Source organism: Streptomyces cavernicola, from assembly GCF_029968035.1.
GTDB lineage: Bacteria > Actinomycetota > Actinomycetes > Streptomycetales > Streptomycetaceae > Streptomyces > Streptomyces cavernicola.
This window is the reverse complement of the sequence record NZ_JASCIQ010000003.1, coordinates 205,901-232,222: the sequence shown is the minus strand read 5'-3', so window position 1 is coordinate 232,222 and position 26,322 is coordinate 205,901. Positions and strand designations below refer to the sequence as shown.

Annotated in this window: 24 protein-coding genes; 15 read left to right on the top strand and 9 right to left on the bottom strand. The window is 69.8% G+C overall.

Translation table 11 applies throughout. From position 1 onward, the window contains the following. Window positions 1-41: 41 nt before the first annotated feature. The 3 genes from QIS96_RS04600 to QIS96_RS04590 form a co-directional block, all read right to left on the bottom strand. A complete protein-coding gene (locus QIS96_RS04600) occupies window positions 42-680 on the bottom strand; it encodes an RDD family protein (RefSeq protein ID WP_282541044.1) in 639 nt (212 codons plus the stop codon). Between the two features lie 118 nt (window positions 681-798). Next, complete coding sequence (locus QIS96_RS04595) at window positions 799-1,533, bottom strand: class I SAM-dependent methyltransferase (protein WP_408907126.1); 735 nt, start codon at window positions 1,531-1,533, stop codon at window positions 799-801. Between the two features lie 53 nt (window positions 1,534-1,586). Continuing rightward, window positions 1,587-2,183 (bottom strand): DUF3043 domain-containing protein, encoded by a 597-nt coding sequence (locus QIS96_RS04590; protein WP_282541043.1) that lies wholly within the window; start codon window positions 2,181-2,183, stop codon window positions 1,587-1,589. Window positions 2,184-2,480: 297 nt separating this feature from the next. Between QIS96_RS04590 and QIS96_RS04585 the strand changes: the two genes are divergently transcribed. The 5 genes from QIS96_RS04585 to QIS96_RS04565 all read left to right on the top strand — a co-directional run bounded on the left by QIS96_RS04585 (window position 2,481) and on the right by QIS96_RS04565 (window position 9,131). Beyond that, entirely contained in the window at window positions 2,481-3,278 is a 798-nt protein-coding gene (locus tag QIS96_RS04585; protein WP_282541042.1) for a PspA/IM30 family protein, read from the top strand. Between the two features lie 33 nt (window positions 3,279-3,311). Next, window positions 3,312-3,590: a PspA-associated protein PspAA gene (gene pspAA, locus QIS96_RS04580; RefSeq protein ID WP_282541041.1), complete on the top strand. Its 279-nt coding sequence runs from the start codon at window positions 3,312-3,314 to the stop codon at window positions 3,588-3,590. Between the two features lie 229 nt (window positions 3,591-3,819). Then, on the top strand, window positions 3,820-5,037 hold the full coding sequence (locus tag QIS96_RS04575; RefSeq protein WP_282541040.1) for a sensor histidine kinase: 1,218 nt from the start codon (window positions 3,820-3,822) through the stop codon (window positions 5,035-5,037). A gap of 28 nt (window positions 5,038-5,065) precedes the next feature. Next, window positions 5,066-5,758: a response regulator gene (locus tag QIS96_RS04570; protein ID WP_282541039.1), complete on the top strand. Its 693-nt coding sequence runs from the start codon at window positions 5,066-5,068 to the stop codon at window positions 5,756-5,758. Between the two features lie 187 nt (window positions 5,759-5,945). Next, window positions 5,946-9,131, top strand: a complete 3,186-nt coding sequence (locus QIS96_RS04565) for an efflux RND transporter permease subunit (protein WP_282541038.1) — start codon at window positions 5,946-5,948, stop codon at window positions 9,129-9,131. 102 nt (window positions 9,132-9,233) lie between these two features. Here the strand turns inward: QIS96_RS04565 and QIS96_RS04560 are convergent, their stop codons facing one another. Both QIS96_RS04560 and nadA read right to left on the bottom strand, forming a co-directional pair. Next, window positions 9,234-10,160, bottom strand: a complete 927-nt coding sequence (locus tag QIS96_RS04560; RefSeq protein ID WP_282541037.1) for a GNAT family N-acetyltransferase — start codon at window positions 10,158-10,160, stop codon at window positions 9,234-9,236. Between the two features lie 72 nt (window positions 10,161-10,232). After that, window positions 10,233-11,429, bottom strand: coding sequence for a quinolinate synthase NadA (nadA, locus tag QIS96_RS04555; RefSeq protein WP_282541036.1), 1,197 nt, complete (start codon window positions 11,427-11,429; stop codon window positions 10,233-10,235). A 275-nt stretch (window positions 11,430-11,704) separates the two neighbouring features. Here nadA and QIS96_RS04550 point away from each other — a divergent pair, with 275 nt between their 5' ends. Further along, a complete protein-coding gene (locus QIS96_RS04550; RefSeq protein WP_030933606.1) occupies window positions 11,705-12,061 on the top strand; it encodes a HesB/IscA family protein in 357 nt (118 codons plus the stop codon). Between the two features lie 173 nt (window positions 12,062-12,234). Here the strand turns inward: QIS96_RS04550 and QIS96_RS04545 are convergent, their stop codons facing one another. Together QIS96_RS04545 and QIS96_RS04540 are read right to left on the bottom strand one after the other, a co-directional pair. Then, on the bottom strand, window positions 12,235-13,716 hold the full coding sequence (locus QIS96_RS04545; RefSeq protein ID WP_282541035.1) for a hypothetical protein: 1,482 nt from the start codon (window positions 13,714-13,716) through the stop codon (window positions 12,235-12,237). A 92-nt stretch (window positions 13,717-13,808) separates the two neighbouring features. Beyond that, on the bottom strand, window positions 13,809-14,009 hold the full coding sequence (locus tag QIS96_RS04540) for a hypothetical protein (protein ID WP_282541034.1): 201 nt from the start codon (window positions 14,007-14,009) through the stop codon (window positions 13,809-13,811). A 138-nt stretch (window positions 14,010-14,147) separates the two neighbouring features. On the opposite strand from QIS96_RS04540, the gene QIS96_RS04535 reads away from it, so the two are divergent. Further along, window positions 14,148-15,122 carry a carbohydrate kinase family protein gene (locus QIS96_RS04535; protein WP_282541033.1) on the top strand — a complete coding sequence of 325 codons (975 nt, stop codon included), beginning with the start codon at window positions 14,148-14,150 and terminating at the stop codon, window positions 15,120-15,122. Between the two features lie 79 nt (window positions 15,123-15,201). On the opposite strand, the gene QIS96_RS04530 is transcribed toward QIS96_RS04535, so the two are convergent. After that, window positions 15,202-16,581 (bottom strand): cysteine desulfurase/sulfurtransferase TusA family protein, encoded by a 1,380-nt coding sequence (locus QIS96_RS04530; RefSeq protein ID WP_282541032.1) that lies wholly within the window; start codon window positions 16,579-16,581, stop codon window positions 15,202-15,204. Between the two features lie 378 nt (window positions 16,582-16,959). Between QIS96_RS04530 and ctaC the strand changes: the two genes are divergently transcribed. The 4 genes from ctaC (at window position 16,960) to QIS96_RS04510 (ending at window position 21,442) form a co-directional block, all read left to right on the top strand. Further along, window positions 16,960-17,919 carry an aa3-type cytochrome oxidase subunit II gene (ctaC, locus tag QIS96_RS04525; RefSeq protein ID WP_282541031.1) on the top strand — a complete coding sequence of 320 codons (960 nt, stop codon included), beginning with the start codon at window positions 16,960-16,962 and terminating at the stop codon, window positions 17,917-17,919. Continuing rightward, window positions 17,916-19,664: an aa3-type cytochrome oxidase subunit I gene (gene ctaD / locus QIS96_RS04520; RefSeq protein ID WP_282541030.1), complete on the top strand. Its 1,749-nt coding sequence runs from the start codon at window positions 17,916-17,918 to the stop codon at window positions 19,662-19,664. Before ctaC ends, ctaD begins: the two co-directional genes overlap by 4 nt. Next, the gene (locus QIS96_RS04515; protein WP_282541029.1) at window positions 19,661-20,059 is read left to right on the top strand and encodes a cytochrome c oxidase subunit 4; all 399 of its coding nucleotides are present in this window, start codon (window positions 19,661-19,663) and stop codon (window positions 20,057-20,059) included. The genes ctaD and QIS96_RS04515 overlap by 4 nt, the downstream gene beginning before the upstream one ends. 138 nt (window positions 20,060-20,197) lie before the next feature. Then, window positions 20,198-21,442 carry a L,D-transpeptidase gene (locus tag QIS96_RS04510; RefSeq protein ID WP_282541028.1) on the top strand — a complete coding sequence of 415 codons (1,245 nt, stop codon included), beginning with the start codon at window positions 20,198-20,200 and terminating at the stop codon, window positions 21,440-21,442. A gap of 87 nt (window positions 21,443-21,529) precedes the next feature. Here QIS96_RS04510 and QIS96_RS04505 read toward each other — a convergent pair whose 3' ends face one another. Beyond that, complete coding sequence (locus QIS96_RS04505) at window positions 21,530-21,931, bottom strand: DNA-binding transcriptional response regulator (RefSeq protein WP_282541027.1); 402 nt, start codon at window positions 21,929-21,931, stop codon at window positions 21,530-21,532. Window positions 21,932-22,141: 210 nt separating this feature from the next. Here QIS96_RS04505 and ctaE point away from each other — a divergent pair, with 210 nt between their 5' ends. The 4 genes from ctaE (at window position 22,142) to qcrB (ending at window position 26,309) form a co-directional block, all read left to right on the top strand. Next, the gene (ctaE, locus tag QIS96_RS04500) at window positions 22,142-22,741 is read left to right on the top strand and encodes an aa3-type cytochrome oxidase subunit III (RefSeq protein WP_282541026.1); all 600 of its coding nucleotides are present in this window, start codon (window positions 22,142-22,144) and stop codon (window positions 22,739-22,741) included. Between the two features lie 84 nt (window positions 22,742-22,825). Continuing rightward, the gene (qcrC, locus tag QIS96_RS04495; protein ID WP_282541025.1) at window positions 22,826-23,635 is read left to right on the top strand and encodes a cytochrome bc1 complex diheme cytochrome c subunit; all 810 of its coding nucleotides are present in this window, start codon (window positions 22,826-22,828) and stop codon (window positions 23,633-23,635) included. Next, window positions 23,632-24,687, top strand: coding sequence for a cytochrome bc1 complex Rieske iron-sulfur subunit (qcrA, locus tag QIS96_RS04490; RefSeq protein WP_282541024.1), 1,056 nt, complete (start codon window positions 23,632-23,634; stop codon window positions 24,685-24,687). The genes qcrC and qcrA overlap by 4 nt, the downstream gene beginning before the upstream one ends. Further along, window positions 24,684-26,309 carry a cytochrome bc1 complex cytochrome b subunit gene (gene qcrB / locus QIS96_RS04485; RefSeq protein WP_282541023.1) on the top strand — a complete coding sequence of 542 codons (1,626 nt, stop codon included), beginning with the start codon at window positions 24,684-24,686 and terminating at the stop codon, window positions 26,307-26,309. Before qcrA ends, qcrB begins: the two co-directional genes overlap by 4 nt. Window positions 26,310-26,322 lie beyond the last annotated feature (13 nt).

Genomic DNA, 26,322 nt, shown 5'->3' with positions numbered 1-26,322 from the left:
GTCTGCCCCACGGAGCCGGCCCTCGGCACGGAATCGGTGGCTCAGCCGAGATCCTTGCTGCGGACGTAACGCAGCCCGCAGTGGTCGTCGTCGTACGGCTCGCCCTCGCCCGATATCAGGCTGAGGGGCAGCTGCATCGGGAGCCAGGTCAGGCCCAGCAGCCAGCGCCGGACGGTCTGCCAGAAGCGCGGCCGTCCGCAGTCCTCGGAGCGCACCACGCGCGTGGTGCAGAGGAACTTGCCCACGGTCGTGCGGAAGATGAGCGCCCCGAAGACGTGGTGCACGAACGAGATCCCGAGGACGAGGCCCACCAGGTACCCCCAGAAGGTCCCGACGCTCTCGCCCTGGGTCAGCAGGTCCGCGAGCTTGAAACCGCCGAAGAGGGCGATCAGGCCGTCGACGAGGGCGGCGCCCCATCGCCGGAAGTCCCCGACCGCCTCCGGCACGGACGGCGTCGGATGCTGAGGCGGTTGCTGATACGGATGCTGCGCGTACTGCTGCTGATACGGGCCCGGCTGCTGAGCCGCCTGCGGGTGCGGGTGCGGGGGCTGCTGGGCCGCGTACGGATGAGGCGGTTGCTGCTGCTGGGGTGCGTAGGGCTGGTTCGGCTGTTGCGGAGCGTACTGCTGGTTCGGCGGGGCGGCGTACGGGTGGTTCGGTGGCTGCTGCTGGTTGGTCACGCGTCCCATCCTGCCCCACCCCACTGACACACGAACTCCCCTACTGCTCACAGCAGAAGGGGAGTTGGGCGTTCCGAAATGACGGGTTGGATGCCGGTCGGACCCGGTCCGCGTGGATTCAGCCCCGCACCCCGCACAGATGCGTGAGCGCCGCCACCGCCCGGTAGGGGTCGGTGCGCCCCGCGCGTTCCTCCGCCGCGAGCAGCGCCGTGAGTTCCGCTTCCGACGGCGGCTCGGCGTCGTCCGGGGCCGTGTCCGTGAAGACCCGTACGCCGTACCAGGCGTGCAGCGGGGCGCCGATGCCCGCGAGCGTCGACGTCAGGGTGGCCCGGCGGTCGGCGCGCACGTCGAGGCCGATGCGGTTGGTGTACGTCGCGGTGTCGAACGCGGTGATCGCCGCGGACCAGTCGCCGGACAGGCCGGGGCGCATCGCGAGCGCGTCCGCGTTCCGCACGAGCAGCGAGAGCAGCCCGCCGGGCGCCAGCATCCGGGCCAGGCCGGCGAGCATCCCGTCCGGCTCGGCCACGTACATCAGGACGCCGTGGCAGAGGACCACGTCGAAGGAGCCGGGCAGGAAGTGCACGCCGGTGTCCCGGCCGTCGCCCTCCAGGAGCCGCACCCGCGCGCGGATGCCGTCCGGCTCGGCGGCGAGCGCCGCACGGGCGGCCGCCAGCATCTCGGCGTCCGACTCGATGCCGGTGACCTGGTGCCCGGCGCGCGCGAGCCGCAGCGCCTGGGTGCCCTGGCCGAGGCCGACGTCGAGCACGCGCAGCCGCTGTCCGACCGGGAACCGGGCAGCGATCTGCTCGTCGAGCTGGCGCGCGACCAGCTCCTGTCGTACGACGTTCCGCAGGCCGCCGAGGCCCTTCAGCCAACCGGCCGCGCCCCCCTCGAAACCGAGTGCGCTCAGGGCCGCTCTCCGCGCTTGACCTGCGGCTTGGGCAGGCGCAGTCGGCGCATCTGGAGCGTGCGCATCAGCGCGTACGCGACGGCGCCGCGCTTCGGCTCGTCGGGGAAGCGCTCGCGGAGCTGCTTCTTCAGGCGGATCGAGATGCCGATGGAGTCGATGACGATCAGCAGGATCACGCCCAGCCAGAGCAGCAGCGAGATGTTCTGCAGCTGCCGGTTCTGCAGCATGCTGAGGACGAGGATGATCACCGCCATCGGCAGGAAGTACTCGGCGATGCAGAAACGCGAGTCGACGAAGTCGCGCGCGAACTTGCGCACCTTGCCCTTGTCGCGCACCGGCAGATAGCGCTCGTCACCGCTGGCGAGCGCCTCGCGCTGGCGCGCCATGTCCGCACGGCGGGCCTCGCGCTGCTGCTTGGCCGCCTCCTTGCGGTTCGTCGGCGTACTCGCCACGCTGCGGCGCTGCGACTGGGCCTCGCTGCGCTTCGGGGTGGGGCGACCCTTGGGTGCCTGCGGGTCGCGGGGCTGCTTGGAGTCGGCTACCGGCGCCTTGGCGGTCGGGGCCTTCTCTTCCTTGGAACGGCTACGGAACACAAAACCCAAGGGTACGGGGTAGCCGGTGTCGACCACAGCCTGGCGGGGAACGATCCGGCAACGGCGGACGTGCTCAAAGGCAACCGCAAGGGGATGTAAGGGGACCTTCCCCTTCATCGCCACGTCGATCACCTACTCCCTGGGCTGGAGCAGCCGGCCTCGCAGTCCTTCTTGGGGAGGAGTCGATCGGTGCTCGAACAGTGCGGTAATGGAGTAAGGGCCCGTAGGCTGGGTTCTGTCGCAGTGCTGGGGCTGGAACGGCCGGTCGTAACTGTCAGAAGGGGGCGCGCGAAGCCCATGAGCGGTGTCATGAAGCGTATGGGGATGATCTTCCGCGCGAAGGCGAACAAGGCCCTTGACCGGGCCGAGGACCCGCGCGAGACCCTCGATTACTCGTACCAGAAGCAGCTGGAGCTGCTGCAGAAGGTGCGCCGCGGCGTCGCGGACGTGGCGACCAGCCGCAAGCGCCTCGAACTGCAGCTGAACCAGCTCCAGTCGCAGTCGTCCAAGCTGGAGGACCAGGGCCGCAAGGCGCTCGCGCTCGGCCGCGAGGACCTGGCGCGCGAGGCGCTGTCCCGTCGCGCCGCGCTCCAGCAGCAGGTCACGGACCTGGAGACGCAGCACCAGACGCTGCAGGGCGAGGAGGAGAAGCTCACGCTCGCCGCCCAGCGCCTGCAGGCCAAGGTCGACGCCTTCCGTACGAAGAAGGAGACGATCAAGGCGACGTACACGGCGGCGCAGGCCCAGACCCGGATCGGCGAGGCCTTCTCCGGCATCTCCGAGGAGATGGGCGACGTCGGCATGGCGATCCAGCGCGCCGAGGACAAGACCGCCCAGCTGCAGGCCCGCGCCGGCGCCATCGACGAGCTGCTCGCCTCGGGCGCGCTCGACGACCAGTCCGGCTCGACCAAGGACGACATCCAGGCCGAGCTCGACCGCCTCTCCGGCGGCACGGACGTGGAGCTGGAGCTGCAGCGCATGAAGGCCGAGCTCGCCGGGGGCTCCGGCCCCTCCCAGCAGGCCATCGAGGGCGGCGGCAACGGCCAGGCCCAGGGACAGCCGCAGCAGGACACGCCCCGCTTCGACAAGCAGTAGCCGCCTGACGGTCCGGACTCCGAGGAGAGCGTCATGATCGTACGGATCATGGGGGAGGGGCAGGTGGAGCTGGCGGACAGCCACTTCGCCGAACTGAACAAGCTGGACGACGAGTTGCTCGCGGAGATGGAGAGCGGCGACAGTCCCGGCTTCCGCACCACACTGCACGCGCTCCTGGACAAGGTCCGCGAGCTCGGCACGCCCCTGCCCGACGATGCGCTCGAACCCTCGGAGCTGATCCTTCCGGCGTCGGACGCGACGCTGGAGGAGGTCCGGCGGATGCTGAGCGATGACGGCCTGATCCCGGGCTGACGGGGCAAGCTCAGCTTGTCCCGGCCGCATCCGGCGTGAATCCGGCCGCATCCCGCCTGCGCCCGCCACATTCAGCCCGTCCGGCGTTTGAGGACGAGCCCGCAGGGCGAATATCCAGCCCGTCCGGCGTTTGAGGACAAGGCCGGAGGCCGTAGAAGGGAGCGGGGTCCGGGGCGGCAGCCCTGGGGGGACCGAACCCCGGACGACCGCACCGGTACCGTTGCCAGTCGTGAGCACCCTCGTACGCGCCAGGGACTGGCAGAAGGCGCACCCGCTGGCCTTCGACGCGAGCCTCGCCCTGGCCGTGCTCGTCTGCATGCTGCTCGGGTCGTTCGTCGAGCCGCACGGTCCGCGCGGGCCCTACTTCGGGCGCAGTCCCGACGGGCTGAGCGTCGCCCTGATGCTGGTCGGCTCCGTCGCCCTGATCTTCCGCGGGCGCCGCCCCTGGCTGGTGCTCGCCGCCACCGTCGCCGTGTCCCTCGTCGAGGTGGTCACCGGGGAGCCGCGGGCGCCCGTCGCGATGTGCGCCGTCGTCGCCCTGTTCACCGTCGCCGCGCGCACCGACCGGCACACCACCTGGCGGGTCGGCCTGCTCACCATGGCCGTGCTCACCGGCACCGCGATGCTCACCGGACCGCTGCCCTGGTACGCGCAGGAAAACCTCGGCGTCTTCGCCTGGACCGGCATGGCCGCGGCCGCCGGGGACGCCGTGCGCAGCCGCCGGGCCTTCGTCGACGCCATCCGCGAGCGGGCCGAACGCGCCGAACGCACCCGCGAGGAGGAGGCCAGGCGCCGGGTCGCCGAGGAGCGCCTGCGGATCGCCCGCGACCTGCACGACGTGGTCGCCCACCACATCGCCCTCGTCAACGTCCAGGCCGGCGTCGCCGCGCACGTCATGGACAAGCGGCCCGACCAGGCCAAGGAGGCGCTCGGCCACGTGCGCGAGGCCAGCCGCTCCGCGCTCGACGAACTCCGCGCCACCGTCGGCCTGTTGCGGCAGACCGGCGACCCCGAGGCGCCCACCGAACCCGCGCCAGGGCTCGCCCGCCTCGGCGACCTCGTCGACGGCTTCCGCAACGCCGGCATCCCCGTCGAGGTGGCCTGCGCCGACGAGAAGGCTCCGCTGCCCGCCGCCGTCGACCTGGCCGCGTACCGCGTCATCCAGGAAGCCCTCACCAACGTCCACAAGCACGCGGGCGCCGACGCCAAGGCCGAGCTGAGCGTGATCCGGGTCGGCGCCAACGTGGAGATCACCGTCATCGACGACGGGCCCGGCGTCGCCGAACCGGACGGGGCCGGCGGCGGCCACGGGCTGCTCGGCATGCGCGAACGCGTCTCCGCGCTCGGCGGCGCGCTCACCGCGGGGCCCCGCTACGGCGGCGGCTTCCGCGTCCATGCGATCCTGCCCGTCGCCGACCGCACGGCCGCCGCCGGCGACACCACATGAACCGCACTGCCGGCCCGGGGGAGACCGCATGACCGCCATCAAGGTGCTGCTCGCCGACGACCAGGCCCTGCTGCGCAGCGCCTTCAAGGTCCTCGTCGACTCCGAGCCCGACATGCAGGTCGTCGGCGAGGCCTCCGACGGCGCCGAGGCCGTCGCCCTCGCTCGCTCCGAGCGCGCCGACGTCGTCCTCATGGACATCCGCATGCCCGGTACGGACGGCCTCGCCGCCACCCGTGCGATCAGCGCCGACCCGGATCTCGCCGGGGTCCGGGTGGTCATGCTCACCACGTTCGAGGTCGACGAGTACGTGGTGCAGTCGCTGCGCGCGGGGGCCTCCGGGTTCCTCGGCAAGGGCGCCGAGCCGGACGAGCTGCTCAACGCCATCCGCGTCGCCGCCGCCGGGGAGGCCCTGCTCTCGCCCGCCGCGACCAAGGGCCTGATCGCCAAGTTCCTCGCCCAGGGCGGCAGTTCGGACGACGGTGACGGGACCGGCGGCGACCGTGCCGAGCGCCTGCAGGCCCTCACCGGACGCGAGCGGGAGGTCCTCGTGCAGGTCGCGGGCGGCCTCTCCAACGACGAGATCGCCGAGCGCCTCACCGTCAGCCCGCTCACCGTGAAGACCCACGTGAACCGCGCCATGGCCAAGCTGGGCGCCCGCGACCGGGCGCAACTCGTCGTCATCGCGTACGAGTCGGGCCTGGTACGTCCACGGGTGGACTGAGCTCCGAAGGGCCGTACTGCGCTCGCAGTAGGCGCCGTATAAGGAAAGGGACCTGCGAGCGAGGAATACCGGCACCGGCATGACCGAGGGTTGAAGGGTCGGGCGCGGCTGTGTCCTGTGCCCCGGCGACCGGGCGCAGGCTGCGCCCTCTCCTGCCGCGCAAGCCACAGAAGAGAGACCCTCACCCATGTCCTGGCTGTCAAGATTCAGCCTCGCCCAACGGGCCCTGATCGGGCTGATCTCGATCGTGGCGATCGCGTTCGGCGCGATCGCCGTCCCGCAGCTCAAGCAGCAGCTGCTCCCGTCCATCGAACTGCCGATGGTCTCCGTCATAGCCCCGTACCAGGGCGCGTCGCCCGACGTGGTGGAGAAGCAGGTCGTCGAGCCGCTCGAGTCGTCCATCGAGGCGGTCGACGGCATCACCGGCGTCACCGCCACGGCCAGCGAGGGCAACGCCCTGGTCATGGCCCAGTTCGACTACGGCGACAGCGACTCCAAGCAGCTCGTCGCCGATGTCCAGCAGGCCGTGAACCGGGCCCGCGCCCAGCTGCCCGAGGACGTCGACCCGCAGGTCGTCGCCGGTTCCACGGACGACATCCCGACCGTGGTCCTGGCCGCCTCCGCCGACGGCATCGACCAGCAGGCGCTCGCCGACAAGCTGGAGCGCTCGGTCGTACCCGTCCTGGAGGACATCGACGGCGTCGGCCAGGTCTCGGTCGACGGCGTCCGCGACGTGCAGGTGACGGTCACCCCGGACGAGCGCAGGCTGGCGCGCGCGGGCCTGACCCCGGCGGCGCTCGTGCAGGCGCTGCAGCAGGGCGGGGCCTCGGTGCCGGCCGGCGCGTTCGACGAGGGAGGCAAGAACCGCACCGTGCAGGTCGGCGGCGGCTTCACCTCGCTGCAGCAGGTCGAGGACCTGATGGTCGCCCCGCAGGCGGCGCCCGGCGCCCCGCAGGGCCGGCCCGGGAAGCCCGTGCGCCTCGGCTCCGTCGCGGAGGTCGAGCAGCAGGAGGCCGCGGCCACCTCGCTGACCCGGACGAACGGCGAGCCCAGCCTCGCCGTCGTCGTGACGATGGACAAGGACGGCTCGGCCGTCGCCATCTCCGACGAGGTCAAGGCCGAACTCCCGGACCTGCGCAAGGACTTGGGCGCCGACGCCGAGCTGACCGTGGTCTCCGACCAGGGCCCGGCCGTCTCCAAGTCGATCGCCGGCCTGACCACCGAGGGTGCGCTCGGCCTGGCCTTCGCGGTCGTCATCATCCTGATCTTCCTGACGTCGATCCGCTCGACGCTCGTCACCGCGGTCTCCATCCCGCTCTCGGTCGTGCTCGCGCTGATCGTGCTGTGGACCCGCGACCTGTCGCTCAACATGCTCACGCTCGGCGCGCTGACCATCGCGATCGGCCGCGTCGTGGACGACTCGATCGTGGTCCTGGAGAACATCAAGCGGCACCTCGGCTACGGCGAGGAGCGCCGAGAGGCGATCCTCACCGCGGTCAAGGAGGTCTCCGGCGCGGTCACCTCCTCCACCCTCACCACCGTCGCGGTGTTCCTGCCGATCGGCCTGGTCGGCGGCATGGTGGGGGAGCTGTTCGGCTCGTTCTCGCTGACCGTCACGGCCGCCCTGCTCGCCTCCCTGATCGTCTCTCTGACGGTCGTCCCGGTGCTCTCGTACTGGTTCCTGCGCGCCCCCAAGGCGACCGCGGGGCTCGACCCGGACGAGGCGCGCCGCAAGGCCGAGGAGAAGGAGGCCCGCAGCCGGCTGCAGCGGCTCTACGTGCCGGTGCTGCGGTTCGCGACCCGGCGCCGCTTCACCAGCCTGCTGCTCGCGGTCGTCGTGCTCGTCGGCACGTTCGGCATGGCCCCGATGCTGAAGACCAACTTCTTCGACCAGGGCGAGCAGGAAGTCCTGTCCGTCAAGCAGGAGTTGGCGCCCGGCACCAGCCTCGCCGCCACCGACAAGGCCGCGAAGAAGGTCGAGCAGGCCCTCGCCGGCGTCGACGGCGTCGAGGACTACCAGGTCACCATCGGCTCGTCCGGCTTCATGGCGGCCTTCGGCGGCGGCACCGACACCAACCAGGCCTCGTACCAGGTGACCCTGGCCGACGACGCCGACTTCGAGAAGACCAGTGACGCCATCGACCGGGAGCTCGCCGCCCTCGACGGCATCGGCGACACCCGCATCACCGCCGGCGACCCGATGGCCGGGCAGGACCTCAGCGTCGTGGTCAAGGCCGCCGACGCCGACGTACTGGAGAAGGCGTCCGAGCAGGTCAGGGACGAGGTCGCGGAGCTCGACGACGTCGCCGACGTGCAGAGCGACCTGTCCCAGTCGGTGCCGCGGATCTCGGTCAAGGCCAACGAGAAGGCCGCCGCGGCCGGGTTCGACGACACCACGCTCGGCCAGGCCGTCGCCCAGGCCGTCCGCGGCACCCCCAGCGGCAAGGCCGTGCTCGACGACACCGAGCGGGACGTCGTCGTGAAGTCCGCGAAGCCCGCCGAGACCCTGCAGGAGCTGCGTGAACTGCGGCTCGGGCGGGTCGAGTTGGGTGACATCGCGACGGTGAAGCTGGTCGACGGGCCGGTCTCGATGACCCGTATCGACGGCGCACGGGCCGCGACGATCACCGCACGCCCGACCGGCGACAACACCGGCGCGGTCAGCACCCAGCTGCAGACCGAGCTGAACGAGCTGGAGAAGGAGCTGCCCGACGGCGCCTCGGTGTCGATCGGCGGCGTCTCCGAGGACCAGGACGAGGCGTTCGCCTCGCTCGGCCTGGCGATGCTCGCGGCCATCGCGATCGTCTTCATGCTGCTCGTGGCGACCTTCAAGTCCCTGGTGCAGCCGCTGATCCTGCTCGTCTCCATCCCGTTCGCGGCGACCGGCGCGATCGGCCTGCTGATCGCCACCGACACCCCGATGGGCGTCCCGGCGATGATCGGCATGCTGATGCTCATCGGCATCGTGGTGACCAACGCGATCGTCCTGATCGACCTGATCAACCAGTACCGCGAGAAGGGCTACGGCACCGTCGAAGCCGTCATCGAGGGCGGCCGCCACCGCCTCCGCCCGATCCTGATGACGGCCCTGGCGACGATCTGCGCCCTCGCCCCGATGGCGGCCGGCGTCACCGGCCACGGCGGCTTCATCGCCAAGCCCCTCGCCATCGTGGTGATCGGCGGCCTGGTCACGTCGACGCTGCTCACGCTCCTCCTGGTCCCGACGCTCTACGCGATGATCGAACTCCGCAAGGAGCGCCGCGCGAAGAAGCGGGCCGCGAAGCGCGCCAAGAAGGCGGGCGTCGTCCCGGAGCAGCCCGAGTCCACGGAGGAGTCGGACCGGTCCGACGAGCCGGAGCCGGCGAAGGTCTGAGCGACGGGCCTACGCACAAGAGCGACGGCCCTACGCACAAGGGGGGGCGCCCCTCTCCGGTCAACTCCCGGAGAGGGGCGCCCCCTTCGCGTACGCGCGCCGCTACAGGTACTGCCCCGACGGCACGAACCCCACCGGCGGGGCCATCCCGCGCAGGCACAGATAGCCGCCGGGCACGGGCTGCAGGCGGGCGGTCAGGGCGACGTCGACGGCCCAGCGCTGCTCGGCGGTGACGTTGGGGATCTTGACCTTGCGGCCGGCGGGCACGTCCCGCAGCGCGGCGGTGAGCAACCGGGCGGCGGCGGTCTCGGTGGTGGCGCAGAGGCCCATCAGCTCGACGGCGCCGGACTCGGGCTCGGCCTCGGACGCGGATGACGGCGACATGTCGATAAAGCAGTACCCCTGATGACCCGGGGCGTCGACCGTCAACAGGCGGCAGTCGCGCAGCAGTTGGGCGTGGTCCGGCCCGTGCGCCCCGCCGCGCACCTTCCGGTCGACGGCGTCCAGGAACTCCGGGTCGCCGCCCTCGGTCACCGGCCCGTCGGGGGCGTCGAGCCGCGCCGGGTCGACGGCGCCCTGCAGACGCATCGCCGGGTGCAGAGCGAACCCGGCGCCCCAGTAGGCGCGAGCCGCCCGCGGATCGCGCGACCCGGAGATGACGCCGCGCGGGCACGACTGACCGTATTCCAGGGCTCGTTGGAGCAGAGCGCGGCCGACGCCCGTGCCCTGCGCCCCGGGCGCGACGACAAGCAGCGACAGTCCCCACACGGCCTCCCGCCGGGACGCGACGGCGACACCGAGAGCCTGCCCGCCCCCGCCCCCGCGCTCGGCCTCCGCGATCCAGCAGCCCTCGGGATCATGGCGTACGAAATGCCGGTTGAGGGCGTCGATGCGGTCGACCTCGGCCGGGGTGGGCGGAGGCTCCGGCGGGTCCCCGAGCGCGGCCCCCAACGCGGCGAAGGCCTCGGTGGCGACCTGCCGGGCGGCGTGGAGATCGTCGGCGGTGTCCCGCAGCGGGCGAAGGATCATGCCCGCACGCTACGGACACCGCCGACGCGTGGGAACGGGATTGACGGGACCGCAAGGCCCCGTCGGAGGGATTTACGGCAGCGCCAGCATCCGCTCCAGGGCGAGCTTCGCGAAGCTCTCCGTCTCCTTGTCGACCTCGATGCGGTTGACCAGGTTGCCCTCGGCGAGGGACTCCAGGGCCCACACCAGGTGCGGCAGGTCGATCCGGTTCATGGTCGAGCAGAAGCAGACCGTCTTGTCGAGGAAGACGATCTCCTTGCCCTCGGGCGCGAAGCGGTTGGCGAGCCGGCGCACCAGGTTCAGTTCGGTGCCGATCGCCCACTTCGAGCCGGCGGGCGCGGCCTCCAGGGCCTTGATGATGTACTCCGTCGACCCGACGTAGTCCGCGGCGGCCACGACCTCGTGCTTGCACTCGGGGTGCACCAGGACGTTCACGCCGGGGATGCGCTCGCGCACGTCGTTCACCGAGTCGAGCGAGAACCGGCCGTGCACCGAGCAGTGGCCGCGCCACAGGATCATCTTGGCGGCGCGCAGCTCCTCGACGGTCAGGCCGCCGTTCGGCTTGTGCGGGTTGTAGACCACGCAGTCGTCGAGGGACATGCCCAGGTCGCGCACGGCGGTGTTCCGGCCGAGGTGCTGGTCGGGCAGGAACAGCACCTTTTCGCCCTGTTCAAAGGCCCAGTCCAGGGCCTTCTTCGCGTTGGACGAGGTGCAGATCGTGCCGCCGTGCTTGCCCGTGAACGCCTTGATGTCGGCGGACGAGTTCATGTACGACACCGGCACGACCTGCTCGGCTATGCCCGCCTCGGTCAGCACGTCCCAGCACTCGGCGACCTGCTCGGCCGTCGCCATGTCGGCCATGGAGCAGCCGGCGGCGAGGTCGGGCAGGACCACCTTCTGGTCGTCGGTGGTCAGGATGTCCGCCGACTCGGCCATGAAGTGCACACCGCAGAAGACGATGTACTCGGCCTCCGGCTTGGCGGCCGCGTCCCTGGCCAGCTTGAAGGAGTCACCGGTCACGTCGGCGAACTGGATGACCTCGTCGCGCTGGTAGTGGTGACCGAGCACGAAGACCTTGTCGCCGAGCTTCTCCTTGGCGGCGCGGGCGCGCTCCACCAGGTCCGGGTCGGACGGCGAGGGCAGGTCGCCAGGACACTCGACGCCGCGCTCGCTCTTCGGGTCGGCCTCGCGGCCGAGCAGCAGGAGGGCGAGCGGCGTGGGCTCGACAGCCAGGTCTACGGGGGATTGGGCGGTGGTCACGACACGCACCCTTTCTTCTTCCGGCGGGCAGAACCCGCTGTCCGGGCCTGCTTTTCGTCGAATTGACGCTATCTATCATAACCGCTTCACGTCAGTTTGACGATGGCCATCGTGTCGATGTGACGCATAACCGGTCCGCACACCGGCGCCTTGCCCCGTGAGGGTGTGCGAGCATGAAGAGACAGGCGGAAACGCAGAAACAGCGTGCCGGGCCCGGAATGAATCCGCGGCCCCGACGGTTGCAACCGTCGGCAAGCAGTCCGAACAACCCGGGAGAGAAGCAGATGTCCGTATCGGACGAGACCACCACCGTGAGCGACGGCATCCTCCTGTCCGACGCCGCCGCGGCCAAGGTCAAGGGCCTTCTTGAGCAGGAGGGCCGGGACGACCTGGCGCTGCGCGTCGCCGTTCAGCCCGGCGGCTGCTCCGGCCTGCGCTACCAGCTGTTCTTCGACGAGCGCTCGCTCGACGGTGACGTCGTGAAGGACTTCGACGGCGTCAAGGTCGTCACCGACCGCATGAGCGCCCCGTACCTCGGCGGCGCCTCGATCGACTTCGTCGACACCATCGAGAAGCAGGGCTTCACCATCGACAACCCCAACGCCACGGGCTCCTGCGCCTGCGGCGACTCCTTCAGCTGAGCCGACCGGCTCCTGGAGTCACCGGCGTACGCACGCCGAAGGCGGCGCTCCCCTCTGCAGGGGGCGCCGCCTTCGCCGTATCCGAGCCTCCGCCGCATCCGCGGTGCAGCCGTGTCCGCGGCGTGCCGTCGTATCCGAGCCTCCGCCTTGTCCGCGGCGCCGGGGCGGAACGGCTACTTCCGCTGCACGGCGACCCCGTTCGTGCCGACCACGGTGCGCTCGCCGAGCGGCTTGTCCAGGGTCACGTCGGCCGTCCGCTCCTCGGCGATCATCACGCAGACCTGGCCCTTCTTCTGCGGCTTCTCGGCCACGGCGACCCGCACCTCGCCGCCGCTCTCGGTCGCCCGCGCCGTGTACTCGCTGCACGCGCCGCCCCAGAACTGCAGCGTCACCTTCTGCCCGTCCACGCGGTACGAGGTCACCGGCACGTCCCTGGACGCCGGGCCGTCCGCGGTCGGCTTCTCGGTCGGCTCGGGCCGCGGCTCCGGCGCGTCCGGCTCGGCCAGGTACGCCGGGTCCACCGCGGGATGCGTCAGCGTGAACGCCCGCTCGGCCCCGTCCGGCTTCACCTGGAACAGCCAGGACGGTACGAGCACTTGGCGTCCCCGCTCGAAGTGCAGCGCGAGCCCGAACGTCGCCTTCGACACCTCGACCGGCTCCGGTCCGCCGCCCTTCGGCTCCGGCGGACACGGCTGCCCCGCCTTCGCGCCCCCGTCGGGAGCGGGCTCACCCGGAGCGATGCCCTGCGGTGCGGAGCCCTCGCCGTGCGGCACGGGCCGAGCGCAACCGCCGCTGCCGCTTCCCGGCCCGGTCTTCGTGGCGAGCTCGTTCAGCTCCGCGATCGTCTTCGCCGCGCTGAGCACGGGGTACGAGGCGCCCTTCACCGGCTTCGTCAACTGCCCGCTGCCGCCGACCACTTGACCGTCCGAGCCGATCTGCACCCCGGTCGACCAGCCGTACGTGGGCAGTCCGCCCACCTTCGGGTCGGCGTTCACCACCCGCACCGCACCCAGGGTCTGCGAGGCGTCGAGTGCGGCACCGCCCTGCCCGACCGCCTTCAGCACGGGCGCGGCGGCACTCTTGGCGGCCCGCTCGCTCACCGGTCCGGGCTCCGTGTCACCCTGCCCCGAACTGCCTTGCGCCGCACAGGGCTTGCCCTTGACGCAGTCGTCCGTACGCCCCTGGTGCGCCTGAAACGTCCAGGTGCCCGGCGCCTCCTTGCCGACCGTGAGCACCGGCCCGTCCCCGGCGCGGCCCACCTTCCACACCGTGCCCTCGGCGCGCGGCGTGCCGGACACGTCAAGTGCCTCGGCGAGCCTGGCCACTTGGGCCGCGCCGACCGAGCCGCGCAGCCGGTGGACGGGCGCCGAGTCCGGCCCCTTCGGCAGCTCGCCGCCCGCCCGGTACGTCACGCCGCCGGGCGCCGGCTCGCCGGGCGCGACGCCACGCGCCGCGTCCTCGTCCAGGACCAGCGGGGGAGGGGTCTCATCGCCCGCGGGCGCACCGGCACCGGAACCCGAGCCGGACCCGCCCGAGGCGTTCGCCGCGACATACGCGCCGCCGCCCCCGGCGAGCAGCACCGCGGCCGCCACCGAGACGGCCACGACTCCGGGCTGCCGCCGACCGGCGCCCTCGTGCGTCTCCTCGCTGCCCACCGCATCGCTCCTTCGTCCACGCCGACTCCCCGTGCGGGGGCGACTGTCGGTGGGACGGTCCTGCGGGGCGTACGGTTCCCGGCCGCCCTGCCTCAGTCCCCGTAGTCGGACATCGAGTCGAGGAGCCTGGCCGAGGTGCCCGGCACGGTCACGCCGTGGATGCTCGCCGGCGAGACGGGCTGCGGCGCGCTCTCGCGCACCTGCTTCCAGTGCGGAGCCATCCGGGCGCAGTCACCCCGGAGCTGCTCCAGGGTGAGGTCGGGCTGTTCCGGCATGGCGGTGTGCTTCGACATATACGCACCGTACGCACGCGGAACCTCGCAGAAAAAGGTCTACTATCGGGTAGTTTTGGCGGTTCAGGGGACCGGCTCCCACCGGATAGCGTGAGGTGTCACTCTCCACCGCAGCCTCTCCCGCAGGAGACATACGCCGTGCGTATCGCAGTCACCGGCTCCATCGCCACCGACCACCTCATGACCTTCCCCGGCCGATTCGCCGACCAACTGGTCGCGGATCAGCTGCACACGGTCTCCCTCTCCTTCCTGGTCGACAACCTCGACGTACGCAGGGGAGGGGTGGGCGCCAACATCTGCTTCGGCATGGGGCAGCTCGGCACCCGCCCGATCCTGGTCGGGGCCGCGGGCTCCGACTTCGACGAGTACCGCGCCTGGCTCGACCGGCACGGCGTCGACACCGACTCCGTACGCATCTCCGAGGTCCTGCACACCGCCCGCTTCGTGTGCACCACGGACGCCGACCACAACCAGATCGGCTCCTTCTACACCGGCGCCATGAGCGAGGCCCGCCAGATCGAGCTGCAGTCCGTCGCCGAGCGCGTCGGCGGCCTCGACCTCGTCCTGATCGGCGCCGACGACCCCGAGGCGATGCTCCGGCACACCGAGGAGTGCCGCACCCGCTCCATCCCGTTCGCCGCGGACTTCTCGCAGCAGATCGCCCGCATGGACGGCGAGGAGATCCGCACCCTCCTCGACGGCGCGACCTACCTCTTCTCCAACGAGTACGAGAAGGGCCTCATCGAGTCCAAGACCGGCTGGACCGACGAGGAGATCCTCGGCCGCGTCGGCCACCGCGTCACCACCCTCGGCGCGCGCGGCGTCCGCATCGAGCGGGCCGGCGAGGACCCGATCGAGGTCGGCGTCCCGGAGGAGGACTCCAAGGTCGACCCGACCGGCGTCGGCGACGCGTTCCGCGCCGGCTTCCTCTCCGGTCTGTCCTGGGGTGTCGGCCTGGAGCGCGCCGCCCAGGTCGGCTGCATGCTGGCCACCCTGGTCATCGAGACCCTCGGCACCCAGGAGTACACCCTGCGCCGCGCCCACTTCATGGACCGCTTCACCAAGGCGTACGGTCACGAGGCCGCCACCGAGGTCCAGGACCACCTGGCCTGACCCGGCCCCCGGCACGGGCAGTGCCCTAGGGGGTGTCTCCTTCGGATCAGGCCGGATCCGAAGGAAACGGCCTGGCGCCTCAGGAGACCCGGCGGACCGTATAAGCAGTGCCGCGGTCCGCCGGGTCCTCGCCCACGAACTCCTGCTCCCGCATATGGCACCAGGCCCGGATGTCGAGCCCGGCCGCCCCGTCGTCCGAGAGCACCGTCACCGTGCCGCCCACCGGGACGTCGCCGATGACCTTGCCCAGCTCGATCACCGGGATCGGGCACCGCTTCCCCAGCACGTCGAGGACGAGCGAGTCACCCGGGCCCGGAGCCGCCACGGCCGCCGGAGCCCCCAGCTTCTCCCGCACCGCGGCCACCGCCCCCGGCAGCGCCCCGAGGAACCGCTCCACATCCGCGGCCTCCGTGCCCACCGGCAGCGACACCCGTACGTTGCCCTCGCTCAGCACGCCCATCGCCTTGAGTACATGGCTCGGCGTCAGCGTGGAGCTCGTGCACGAAGAGCCCGACGACACCGAGAAGCCCGCCCGGTCCAGCTCGTGCAGCAGGCTCTCACCGTCGACATAAAGACAGGAGAAGGTGACCAGATGCGGCAGTCGCCGCTCCGGATCGCCCACCACCTCCACGTCCGGCACCAGCTCCGGCACCCGCGCCCTGATCCGCTCCGTCAACTCCCGCAGCCGCACGGCCTCCTGAGCAGCCTCGGCGTGCACGGCCCGCAGCGAGGCCGCCGCCGCGACGATCCCCGGCAGGTTCTCGAACCCCGGCGCCCGCCCCGACTCCCGCTCGTCCGACGGCCCTTGAGCGGCGAACCGCACCCCTTTACGTACGACCAGAAGCCCGACCCCGGACGGTCCGCCCCATTTGTGGGCACTCGCCGCGAGCGCCGACCAGGCGCCCCCGACCGGCCCCCACGGCAAGGACTGCGCCGCGTCCACGAGCAGCGGCACCCCGGCGGCCCGGCACGCCTCGGCCACCTCGTCCACCGGCTGCGCCGTGCCCACCTCGTGGTTGGCGGACTGCAGACAGGCCAGCGCCGTCTCTCCGCCGAGTGCACCGGCGAACTCCCCGGCGTCCACCCGCCCCGAACGCCCCACCGGGACCTGCACCGTCGTACCGCCCTGCTCCTCATGCGCCGCGGCCGCGTGCAGTACGGAGGAGTGCTCGACGGCGGAGACCACGAGCTGCCGGCCCACACGGCGGCGGCCCGCGAGCACGCCCGCGACGCCCGAGTGCACCGCCCGCGTCCCCGAAGGAGTGAAGACCAGCTCGTCCGGGCGGCAGCCGACCGCCTCCGCCGCGGCCTCGCGCGCGGCGTCGAGCAGCAGCCGGGCCCGCCGGCCCTCGCGGTAGAGCCGGGCCGGGTCGGCCCAGCCCTCGTCGAGCGCGGCGAGCAGCGCCTGGCGGGCAACGGGGTGCAGGGGGGCGGACGATGCGGCGTCGAAGTAGGGCACGCCGTCACGCTACCCGCAGTACGGGAAGGGCTCGGAGGCCTGTGGACAACTCCCGACACGCCACGCGGGACACCGCGGGGCGCACCCCCGGAAGAGGTCGTTCCGGGGGGCGCCGCCGACTCTGTGTCGGTATCCCCCAAGGGGGCGTCAGTTGCCCGTTCACGTGCGGCGTTGAGCCTCGGCGAGGGGGTTTCGGCCACCCCTTCGGGTCGTGCGACGGCGCGTTGGGCACCCTCCCCGCGCGACCCCAAATAGCGTCCAGTAGGGTTTGGTCCGCATAAACATCCAAACCCCTGCCCGTACAGGGTCCGGAGCCCGACCGACAGCAACACCGGCCGAGCGCCGGCCGAGCGGGCGAGACTCTCGGGAAGGCGCTACGTGAGTCCCAACGGCTCCGACCGCTCGTCGCGGCGCCCGATGCGGCGGAAGCTGCCGCAGGTGCTGACTGCGGGCCTGGTCCTGGCGACCGCGACCGGTTGCACATACAAGGACTTCCCTCGGCTTGGTATGCCCACCCCCGTCACGGAAGAGGCTCCTCGGATCCTCTCCCTGTGGCAGGGCTCGTGGGCCGCGGCGCTCGCCACCGGCGTGCTCGTGTGGGGCCTGATCCTGTGGAGCGTTGTCTTCCACCGGCGCAGCCGCACCAAGGTCGAGGTTCCTCCGCAGACCCGGTACAACATGCCCATCGAGGCGCTGTACACCGTGGTTCCGCTCATCATCGTTTCGGTGCTCTTCTACTTCACCGCACGCGATGAATCGAAGCTCCTCGCACTCTCCGACAAGCCGAAGCACACCGTGAACGTGGTGGGCTTCCAGTGGAGCTGGGGCTTCAACTACATCGAGAACGTCCCTGGTTCCGAAGGCGACGCCAAGTCGAACAAGGACCTCGCGGCGATTCCGGACAAGTTCCAGAAGGACTTCCCGGAGAACGCCGGCGGTGTCTTCGACGTCGGCACGCCCGGCACCCGGAACCCGCAGAACGGCAACCCGGGTCCGACCCTGTGGCTGCCGAAGGGCGAGAAGGTCCGCTTCGTTCTGACTTCGCGTGACGTCATCCACTCCTTCTGGGTGGTGCCGTTCCTCATGAAGCAGGACGTCATTCCGGGCCACACCAACACCTTCGAGGTGACCCCCAACAAGGAGGGCACCTTCATGGGCAAGTGCGCCGAGCTCTGCGGCGTCGACCACTCCCGGATGCTCTTCAACGTCAAGGTCGTCTCCCCGGAGCGCTACCAGCAGCATCTGAAGGAGCTGGCCGAGAAGGGGCAGACCGGCTACATCCCGTCCGGCATCGAGCAGACGGACCCGGCCAGGAATGCGGAGAAGAACCAACTGTGAGCATCCTCAACGAACCCCAGGGTGCTGGTGCAGCAGGCGCCGCAAGCAGTGAACCGTACGAGAACGAGCTCCCGGTTCGGCGCAGGCAGCCCGGCAACGTGGTCGTGAAGTGGCTGACCACCACCGACCACAAGACGATCGGCACGCTTTACCTGGTCACGTCGTTCGCGTTCTTCTGCATCGGCGGTCTGATGGCGCTCTTCATGCGCGCCGAACTGGCCCGTCCCGGCACGCAGATCATGTCGAACGAGCAGTTCAACCAGGCGTTCACGATGCACGGCACGATCATGCTGCTGATGTTCGCGACGCCGCTGTTCGCCGGATTCGCGAACTGGATCATGCCGCTGCAGATCGGCGCGCCCGACGTGGCGTTCCCGCGGCTGAACATGTTCGCGTACTGGCTCTACCTCTTCGGCTCGCTGATCGCGGTCGGCGGCTTCCTCACCCCGCAGGGTGCGGCCGACTTCGGCTGGTTCGCCTACTCCCCGCTTTCGGACGCCGTCCGTTCGCCGGGCATCGGCGCCGACATGTGGATCATGGGTCTGGCCTTCTCCGGCTTCGGCACGATCCTCGGCTCGGTCAACTTCATCACCACGATCATCTGCATGCGCGCTCCCGGCATGACGATGTTCCGGATGCCGATCTTCACCTGGAACGTGCTCCTTACCGGCGTTCTGGTGCTGCTCGCCTTCCCGGTGCTCGCGGCCGCGCTGTTCGCCCTCGAGGCGGACCGCAAGTTCGGTGCCCATATCTTCGACGCGGCCAATGGCGGCGCCTTGTTGTGGCAACACCTCTTCTGGTTCTTCGGACACCCAGAGGTGTACATCATCGCCCTGCCGTTCTTCGGAATCATTTCCGAGGTCATCCCGGTCTTCTCGCGTAAGCCGATGTTCGGTTACATGGGTCTGGTCGGCGCGACCATCGCGATCGCCGGTCTTTCCGTGACGGTGTGGGCGCACCACATGTACGTCACCGGTGGCGTGCTTCTTCCGTTCTTCTCCTTCATGACGTTCCTCATCGCCGTTCCGACAGGCGTGAAGTTCTTCAACTGGATCGGAACGATGTGGAAGGGCTCGCTGTCCTTCGAGACTCCGATGCTCTGGGCCGTCGGCTTCCTGATCACCTTCACCTTCGGTGGTCTGACCGGCGTCATCCTGGCCTCGCCCCCGATGGACTTCCACGTCTCGGACTCGTACTTCGTGGTCGCGCACTTCCACTACGTGATCTTCGGAACCGTGGTCTTCGCGATGTTCTCCGGATTCCACTTCTGGTGGCCGAAGTTCACCGGCAAGATGCTCGACGAGCGGCTCGGCAAGATCACGTTCTGGACGCTGTTCGTGGGCTTCCACGGCACGTTCCTGGTGCAGCACTGGCTCGGCGCCGAGGGCATGCCGCGGCGTTACGCGGACTACCTCGCGGCCGACGGCTTCACCGCCCTGAACACGGTCTCGACGATCGCCTCGTTCCTGCTCGGCCTGTCGATCCTGCCGTTCATGTACAACGTCTGGAAGACCGCCAAGTACGGCAAGAAGATCGAGGTCGACGACCCGTGGGGCTACGGCCGTTCGCTCGAGTGGGCCACGTCCTGCCCGCCGCCGCGGCACAACTTCCTCACCCTGCCGCGGATCCGCTCCGAATCCCCGGCGTTCGACCTGCACCACCCGGAGATCGCGGCCCTCGAGCAGCTCGGCCACGGTGACGAGTCGGACAAGGCGCTCGCGGGCGGCAAGGAGGTCGGCAAGTGAAGATCCAGGGCAAGATGTTCATCTGGCTGAGCGTCTTCGTCCTCGCCATGGCGATCGTCTATGGCGTGTGGTCGAAGGAGCCGGCCGGTACCACGGCGCTCTTCCTGGCCTTCGGCCTGTGCATCATGGTCGGCTACTACCTGGCCTTCACGGCCCGGCGGGTCGACGCCATGGCGCAGGACAACAAGGAGGCCGACGTCGCGGACGAGGCCGGCGAGGTGGGCTTCTTCAGCCCGCACAGCTGGCAGCCGCTCTCCCTGGCCATCGGTGGCGCGCTCGCCTTCATGGGCGTCGTCTTCGGCTGGTGGCTGATGTACTTCTCCGCTCCGCTGATCCTCATCGGTCTGTGGGGCTGGGTGTACGAGTACTACCGCGGCGAGAACCAGAACCAGTGAGCCGCTAGCACGTAGCACCGCAAGAGGGGCCCGGACACTCCGAGAAGGAGTGTCCGGGCCCCTCTTCTGCAGCAGTCGACATGCCCCGTACGGAGCACTCGACGCGCCCTCGCTGACGAATCTTCATAACGTGTGTTCATGAGCAACTCACCGCGCATCACCACGGTTCTGAGCTGCACTCTGCTGGTCGTCGCGCTCGGCGCGGGAGCGACCGCGTGCGGCAGCTCCGACGGCCATCCGCTCTCGGCGAAGCCCTACGACGCGGCCGACCAGATCGACTTCAACGGCCCCGACGGCTCACAGAAGGCCGACCCGGAGAAGCCCCTGGAGGTGACCGCCCAGGGCGACGAGGGGCGCATCACCGACGTCACCGCCACCGACGAGCTCGGCCGTTACGTCGCGGGCGAACTCTCCGCCGACGGCACCCGCTGGCACAGCACCGGCCCGCTCGCGGCCGGCGTGCACTACGAGCTGAAGGTCAGCACCGAGGACGAGGACGGCGCCCCGGGAAGCAAGCTCCTCAGCTTCGACACCGACGCCCCCAAGAAGAAGGTCCTGAAGGTCGAGTTCGGCCCGGAGAAGGGCACGTACGGCGTCGGACAGCCCGTCACGGCGAAGCTCAGCAAGGCCGTCAAGACCAAGAAGGCCAGAGCGATCGTCGAACGCGCCCTGACCGTGCGCTCGGTGCCCGCCGCCGAGGGGGCCTGGCACTGGGTCGACAGCAAGACGCTGCACTACCGCCCCAAGGACTACTGGCCGACCAAGGCCACCATCGAGGTGCAGTCCCACCTCGAGGGCATCAAGGTCGACGACAGCCTGTGGGGCACCGAGACCAAGCCGCTGAAGTTCAAGACCGGCGACCGCGTCGAGGCCGTCGTCGACGCCGGCTCGCACAACCTGACGGTCTTCCGCAACGGCGAGGAGATCAACTCCGTGCCGGTCACCACCGGCAAGCCCGGCTACTCCACGCGCAACGGCGTCAAGGTGGTCCTCGGCCAGGAGTACGCGGTCCGCATGACCAGCGCCAGCATCGGCGCCTCGGACTTCTACGACAAGATGGTGTACTACGCGACCCGCGTCACCGACACCGGCGAGTACCTGCACGCCGCCCCCTGGTCGGCCGGCTCGCACGGCTACGCCAACACCAGCCACGGCTGCGTCGGCATGAGCACCGACAACGCCGCCTGGCTCTTCGAGACCCTGCGCCAGGGCGACCTCGTCAAGACCATCAACAGCTACGGCGAGGACATGCCCACCTTCGGCAACGGCCTCGGCGACTGGAACATGAGCTGGAAGGACTGGCGCAAGGGCAGCGTCCTGCTCGCCGACACCCGCGACGGCCAGTCCCCGGTCGACAAGGCCCGCCTGCGCCCCCAGGTCTGAAACGAGCCCGGAATGCCCGACACCCCTGCTCCGTACGGCAGTTGGCGCGTACGAGGCAGGGGTGTCGGTCGAACCGGGGGAGTGGGATCAGGCGGTCGCGGCGAGCCGGCTGCGCAGCAGAGCGGCCAGCGAGTCCGCGAACTCGACCGGGTCCACGGGCAGCGTCACGGCGGCCTCCGCACGGCTCCACGTGGCCAGCCAGGCGTCCTGCGGGCGGCCGATGAGGAGCAGCACCGGCGGGGCCTGGAAGACCTCGTCCTTGATCTGCCGGCACACGCCCATGCCGCCCGCGGGCACCGCCTCGCCGTCCAGGACGCAGACGTCCACGCCGCCGCGCTCCAGCTCCTTGAGGACCGCCGCCTGCGTGGCGCACTCGATGAACTCGACCCGGGGAACGTCCGCGGCCGGCCTGCGACCCGTCGCCAACCGCACTTGCTCGCGGGTGTTCGCGTTGTCGCTGTAGACCAGGACCGTGGCGGTCGACTGCATGATTGCTCCGCTTCGTCGAGGTGCAAGGCTCGGCCGATCAACTCGGTTCCGATGCGCGGATGCTACTCCCCCCGACGCCCTGTCAACACCGGTACGGACAGGCCGCTGATGGGCCATCCGGGCTGGACATGGGCCGGGAACACTCCGAACGGCACCCCCCGGAGTGAGGGCTGGATAAGCGACCGACATAATGTCGGCGTGGCGACAGCAATGACAGTAGACAAGGGGCACGCGCACCCGTCGGTCAATCGACCGAACCTCACCAGCGTCGGAACCATCATCTGGCTGAGTTCCGAGCTGATGTTCTTCGCGGCCCTCTTCGCGATGTACTTCACCCTCCGTTCGGTTACGGGTGCCGAACACTGGAAGGAAATGGCTTCGGCCCTGAACTTCCCCTTCTCGGCGACGAACACCACGATCCTGGTGCTCTCCTCGCTCACCTGCCAGCTCGGCGTCTTCGCCGCCGAGCGCGGTGACGTGAAGAAGCTCCGGGCCTGGTTCATCGTGACCTTCATCATGGGCGCGATCTTCATCGGCGGTCAGGTCTTCGAGTACACCGAGCTGGTCAAGCACGAGGGCCTCTCGCTCTCGTCCGACCCGTACGGCTCGGTGTTCTACCTCACGACCGGCTTCCACGGTCTGCACGTGACCGGTGGCCTGATCGCCTTCCTGCTGGTTCTCGGCAGGACGTACGCGGCCAAGAGGTTCACTCACGAGCAGGCAACCTCCGCCATCGTCGTGTCCTACTACTGGCACTTCGTCGATGTCGTCTGGATCGGCCTCTTCGCCACGATCTACATGATCAAGTAATCGGGCCCGGGTCCGAACGACGGACCCGCCGCTCATCACATTCCAGAAGCATCGACGCAGAAGATCCTGACACCGGGGTAATCCGTGAAAAAGCTCTCCGCACGACGACGCCATCCGCTGGCGGCGGTCGTCGTCCTACTCCTCGCGCTGGCGGCCACCGGGGGGCTGTACGCCGCGTTCGCACCCGCGGACAAGGCGCAGGCCGATGAAACCGCCCAGTCCCTCGCCATCGACGAGGGCAAGAAGCTCTACGCCGTCGGCTGCGCCAGCTGCCACGGCACCGGTGGTCAGGGCACTTCCGACGGCCCGAGCCTCGTGGGCGTCGGCGCCGCGGCGGTGGACTTCCAGGTGGGCACCGGCCGTATGCCGGCCCAGCAGCCCGGCGCCCAGGTGCCGCGCAAGAAGGTCATCTACAACCAGGCCCAGATCGACCAGCTCGCGGCGTACGTCGCTTCGCTCGGCGCCGGTCCCTCGGTGCCGAACGACAAGCAGTACAACCCTGAGGGCGCCGACATCGGCAAGGGTGGCGAACTGTTCCGCAGCAACTGCGCGCAGTGCCACAACTTCACCGGTGAGGGCGGCGCCCTGACGCACGGCAAGTTCGCGCCGACTCTCGAGGACGTCGACCCGAAGCACATCTACGAGGCCATGCAGACCGGCCCGCAGAACATGCCGTCCTTCCCCGACACCACCATGCCGGAGAAGGAGAAGAAGGACATCATCGCGTACCTCGACGCGGTCAACGGTGACAAGACCGCCAGCCCGGGTGGACTCAAGCTGGGTGGCCTCGGCCCCGTCAGCGAGGGTCTGTTCGCCTGGATCTTCGGTCTCGGCGCGCTGATCGCCGTCGCCGTCTGGGTAGCCGCTCGGACCGCAAAGGCCAAGAAGTCATGAGTAGCCAAGACATTCCAGAAGAGAACCTGCCGAGCGAGCAGGACGCTGCCGGGCACACCCTGCAGAAGACCGCGGACGACCCGTTCGCGGACCCGGGTCTGCCCCCGCACGAGCACCGGGTGCAGGACATCGACGAGCGGGCCGCCAAGAGCTCCGAGCGTACGGTCGCCCTGCTGTTCACCATCTCGATGCTCGCCACCGTCGGCTTCATCGCCTCTTACGTGGCCTTCCCGGTCGAGAAGATCGTCTACATCTGGCCGCTCGGGCACATCAGCGCGCTGAACTTCGCCCTGGGCGTCACCCTCGGCATCGCGCTCTTCTGCATCGGCGCGGGCGCGGTCCACTGGGCCCGCACCCTGATGTCCGACGTGGAGATCGCCGACGAGCGGCACGCGATCGAGGCCGAGCCCGAGGTCAAGGCCAAGGTCATGGCCGACTTCGCGGCCGGCGCCGAGGAGTCCGGCTTCGGCCGGCGCAAGCTGATCCGCAACACGATGTTCGGCGCCATGGCCCTCGTGCCGCTCTCCGGCGTCGTCCTCCTGCGCGACCTCGGTCCGCTGCCCGAGGACAAGCTGCGGCACACGCGCTGGGCCAAGGGCAAGATGCTCGTGAACATGAACACGCACGAGCCGCTGCGTCCGGCGGACGTCGCCGTGGGTTCGCTGACCTTCGCCATGCCCGAGGGCATGTCGGAGCACGACCACGACTTCCAGACCGAGATCGCCAAGGCCGCCCTGATGATCGTCCGCATCCAGCCGGACGACATCAAGGACAAGCGCGAGCTCGAGTGGTCGCACGAGGGCATCGTGGCCTACTCGAAGATCTGCACCCACGTGGGCTGCCCGATCTCCCTGTACGAGCAGCAGACGCACCACGCCCTGTGCCCGTGCCACCAGTCCACCTTCGACCTCTCCGACGGTGCCCGAGTGATCTTCGGCCCGGCCGGTCACGCCCTGCCGCAGCTGCGCATCGGTGTGAACGAGGAGGGCTACCTCGAGGCGCTCGGCGACTTCGAAGAGCCCGTCGGTCCTGCCTTCTGGGAGCGCGGATGAGCGACAACGCAAGCAACACGAGGAAGGCACCGGCCGGCGAGCGCGTAGCCGACTGGGCCGACGGCCGGCTCGGGATCTACTCCCTGGCCAAGGCCAACATGCGGAAGATCTTCCCGGACCACTGGTCCTTCATGCTGGGCGAGATCTGCCTCTACAGCTTCATCATCATCATCCTCACGGGTGTGTACCTGACGCTGTTCTTCCACCCGTCGATGAACGAGGTGGAGTACGCGGGCAGTTACGTCCCGCTGCAGGGTCAGCTGATGTCCGAGGCGTTCAACTCGACGATGCACATCAGCTTCGAGGTCCGCGGCGGTCTGCTCATCCGGCAGATCCACCACTGGGCCGCGCTGATCTTCGTCGCGGCGATGCTCGTGCACATGATGCGCGTCTTCTTCACCGGCGCGTTCCGCAAGCCGCGCGAGGTCAACTGGCTGTTCGGCTTCCTGCTGCTCGTGCTCGGCATGTTCACCGGCTTCACCGGCTACTCGCTCCCGGACGACCTGCTGTCCGGTACGGGTGTCCGCTTCATGCAGGGCGCGGTGCTGTCCGTGCCGATCGTCGGCACGTACCTGTCGATGTTCCTGTTCGGCGGTGAGTTCCCCGGCGGCGACTTCGTGGCCCGGTTCTACTCGGTGCACATCCTGCTGCTGCCCGGCATCATGATGGGCCTGCTCGTGGCCCACCTGATCCTGGTCTTCTACCACAAGCACACCCAGTTCGCGGGTCCCGGCCGGACCAACAAGAACGTGGTCGGCATGCCGCTGCTCCCGGTCTACATGGCCAAGGCCGGTGGCTTCTTCTTCCTCGTCTTCGGCGTCATCTCCGTCGTCGCGGCGATCGCCACGATCAACCCGATCTGGGCGATCGGCCCGTACCGACCGGACCAGGTGTCCACGGGCGCCCAGCCCGACTGGTACATGGGCTTCTCCGAGGGCCTCATCCGTGTGATGCCGGGCTGGGAGATCAACCTCTGGGGTCACACGCTCGTCCTGGGTGTGTTCATCCCGCTGGTGATCTTCCCGCTGGTCCTCGCGGCCATCGCGGTCTACCCGTTCATCGAGTCCTGGGTCACCGGCGACAAGCGCGAGCACCACATCCTGGACCGCCCGCGCAACGCCCCGACCCGTACGGCCTTCGGTGTCGCGTGGCTGACCTGGTACTCGGTGCTCCTTGTCGGCGGTGGAAACGACCTCTGGGCGACCCACTTCCACCTGTCGATCAACTCGATCACCTGGTTCGTCCGGATCGCGTTCTTCGTGGCCCCGGTCCTCGCGTTCGTCATCACCAAGCGGATCTGCCTGGGTCTGCAGCGGCGTGACAAGGAGAAGGTGCTGCACGGGCGCGAGTCCGGCATCATCAAGCGCCTGCCGCACGGCGAGTTCATCGAGGTGCACGAGCCGCTCAACCAGGAGCAGCTGCACACCCTCACCGCTCACGAGCAGTACAAGCCGCTCGAGCTCGGCCCGGAGGTCGACGAGAACGGTGTGGCGCGCAAGCTGCCGCGCTCGGAGAAGCTGCGGGCCAAGCTGTCGAAGGGCTACTACGGGGAGGACAACCAGATCCCCAAGCCCACGGCGGAGGAGTACAAGGAGATCACCAGCGGCCACGGCCACCACTGATCCCCGTCAGCTG

Coding starts and splice junctions, on each gene's coding strand:
- pspAA (WP_282541041.1), top strand. CDS start 3,312: ATGATCGTACGGATCATGGGGGAGGGGCAGGTGGAGCTGGCGGACAGC.
- QIS96_RS04565 (WP_282541038.1), top strand. CDS start 5,946: ATGTCCTGGCTGTCAAGATTCAGCCTCGCCCAACGGGCCCTGATCGGG.
- ctaE (WP_282541026.1), top strand. CDS start 22,142: ATGACAGTAGACAAGGGGCACGCGCACCCGTCGGTCAATCGACCGAAC.
- QIS96_RS04505 (WP_282541027.1), bottom strand. CDS start 21,931: ATGCAGTCGACCGCCACGGTCCTGGTCTACAGCGACAACGCGAACACC.
- QIS96_RS04550 (WP_030933606.1), top strand. CDS start 11,705: ATGTCCGTATCGGACGAGACCACCACCGTGAGCGACGGCATCCTCCTG.
- QIS96_RS04560 (WP_282541037.1), bottom strand. CDS start 10,160: ATGATCCTTCGCCCGCTGCGGGACACCGCCGACGATCTCCACGCCGCC.
- QIS96_RS04510 (WP_282541028.1), top strand. CDS start 20,198: ATGAGCAACTCACCGCGCATCACCACGGTTCTGAGCTGCACTCTGCTG.
- QIS96_RS04570 (WP_282541039.1), top strand. CDS start 5,066: ATGACCGCCATCAAGGTGCTGCTCGCCGACGACCAGGCCCTGCTGCGC.
- QIS96_RS04540 (WP_282541034.1), bottom strand. CDS start 14,009: ATGTCGAAGCACACCGCCATGCCGGAACAGCCCGACCTCACCCTGGAG.
- qcrA (WP_282541024.1), top strand. CDS start 23,632: ATGAGTAGCCAAGACATTCCAGAAGAGAACCTGCCGAGCGAGCAGGAC.
- qcrB (WP_282541023.1), top strand. CDS start 24,684: ATGAGCGACAACGCAAGCAACACGAGGAAGGCACCGGCCGGCGAGCGC.
- QIS96_RS04585 (WP_282541042.1), top strand. CDS start 2,481: ATGAGCGGTGTCATGAAGCGTATGGGGATGATCTTCCGCGCGAAGGCG.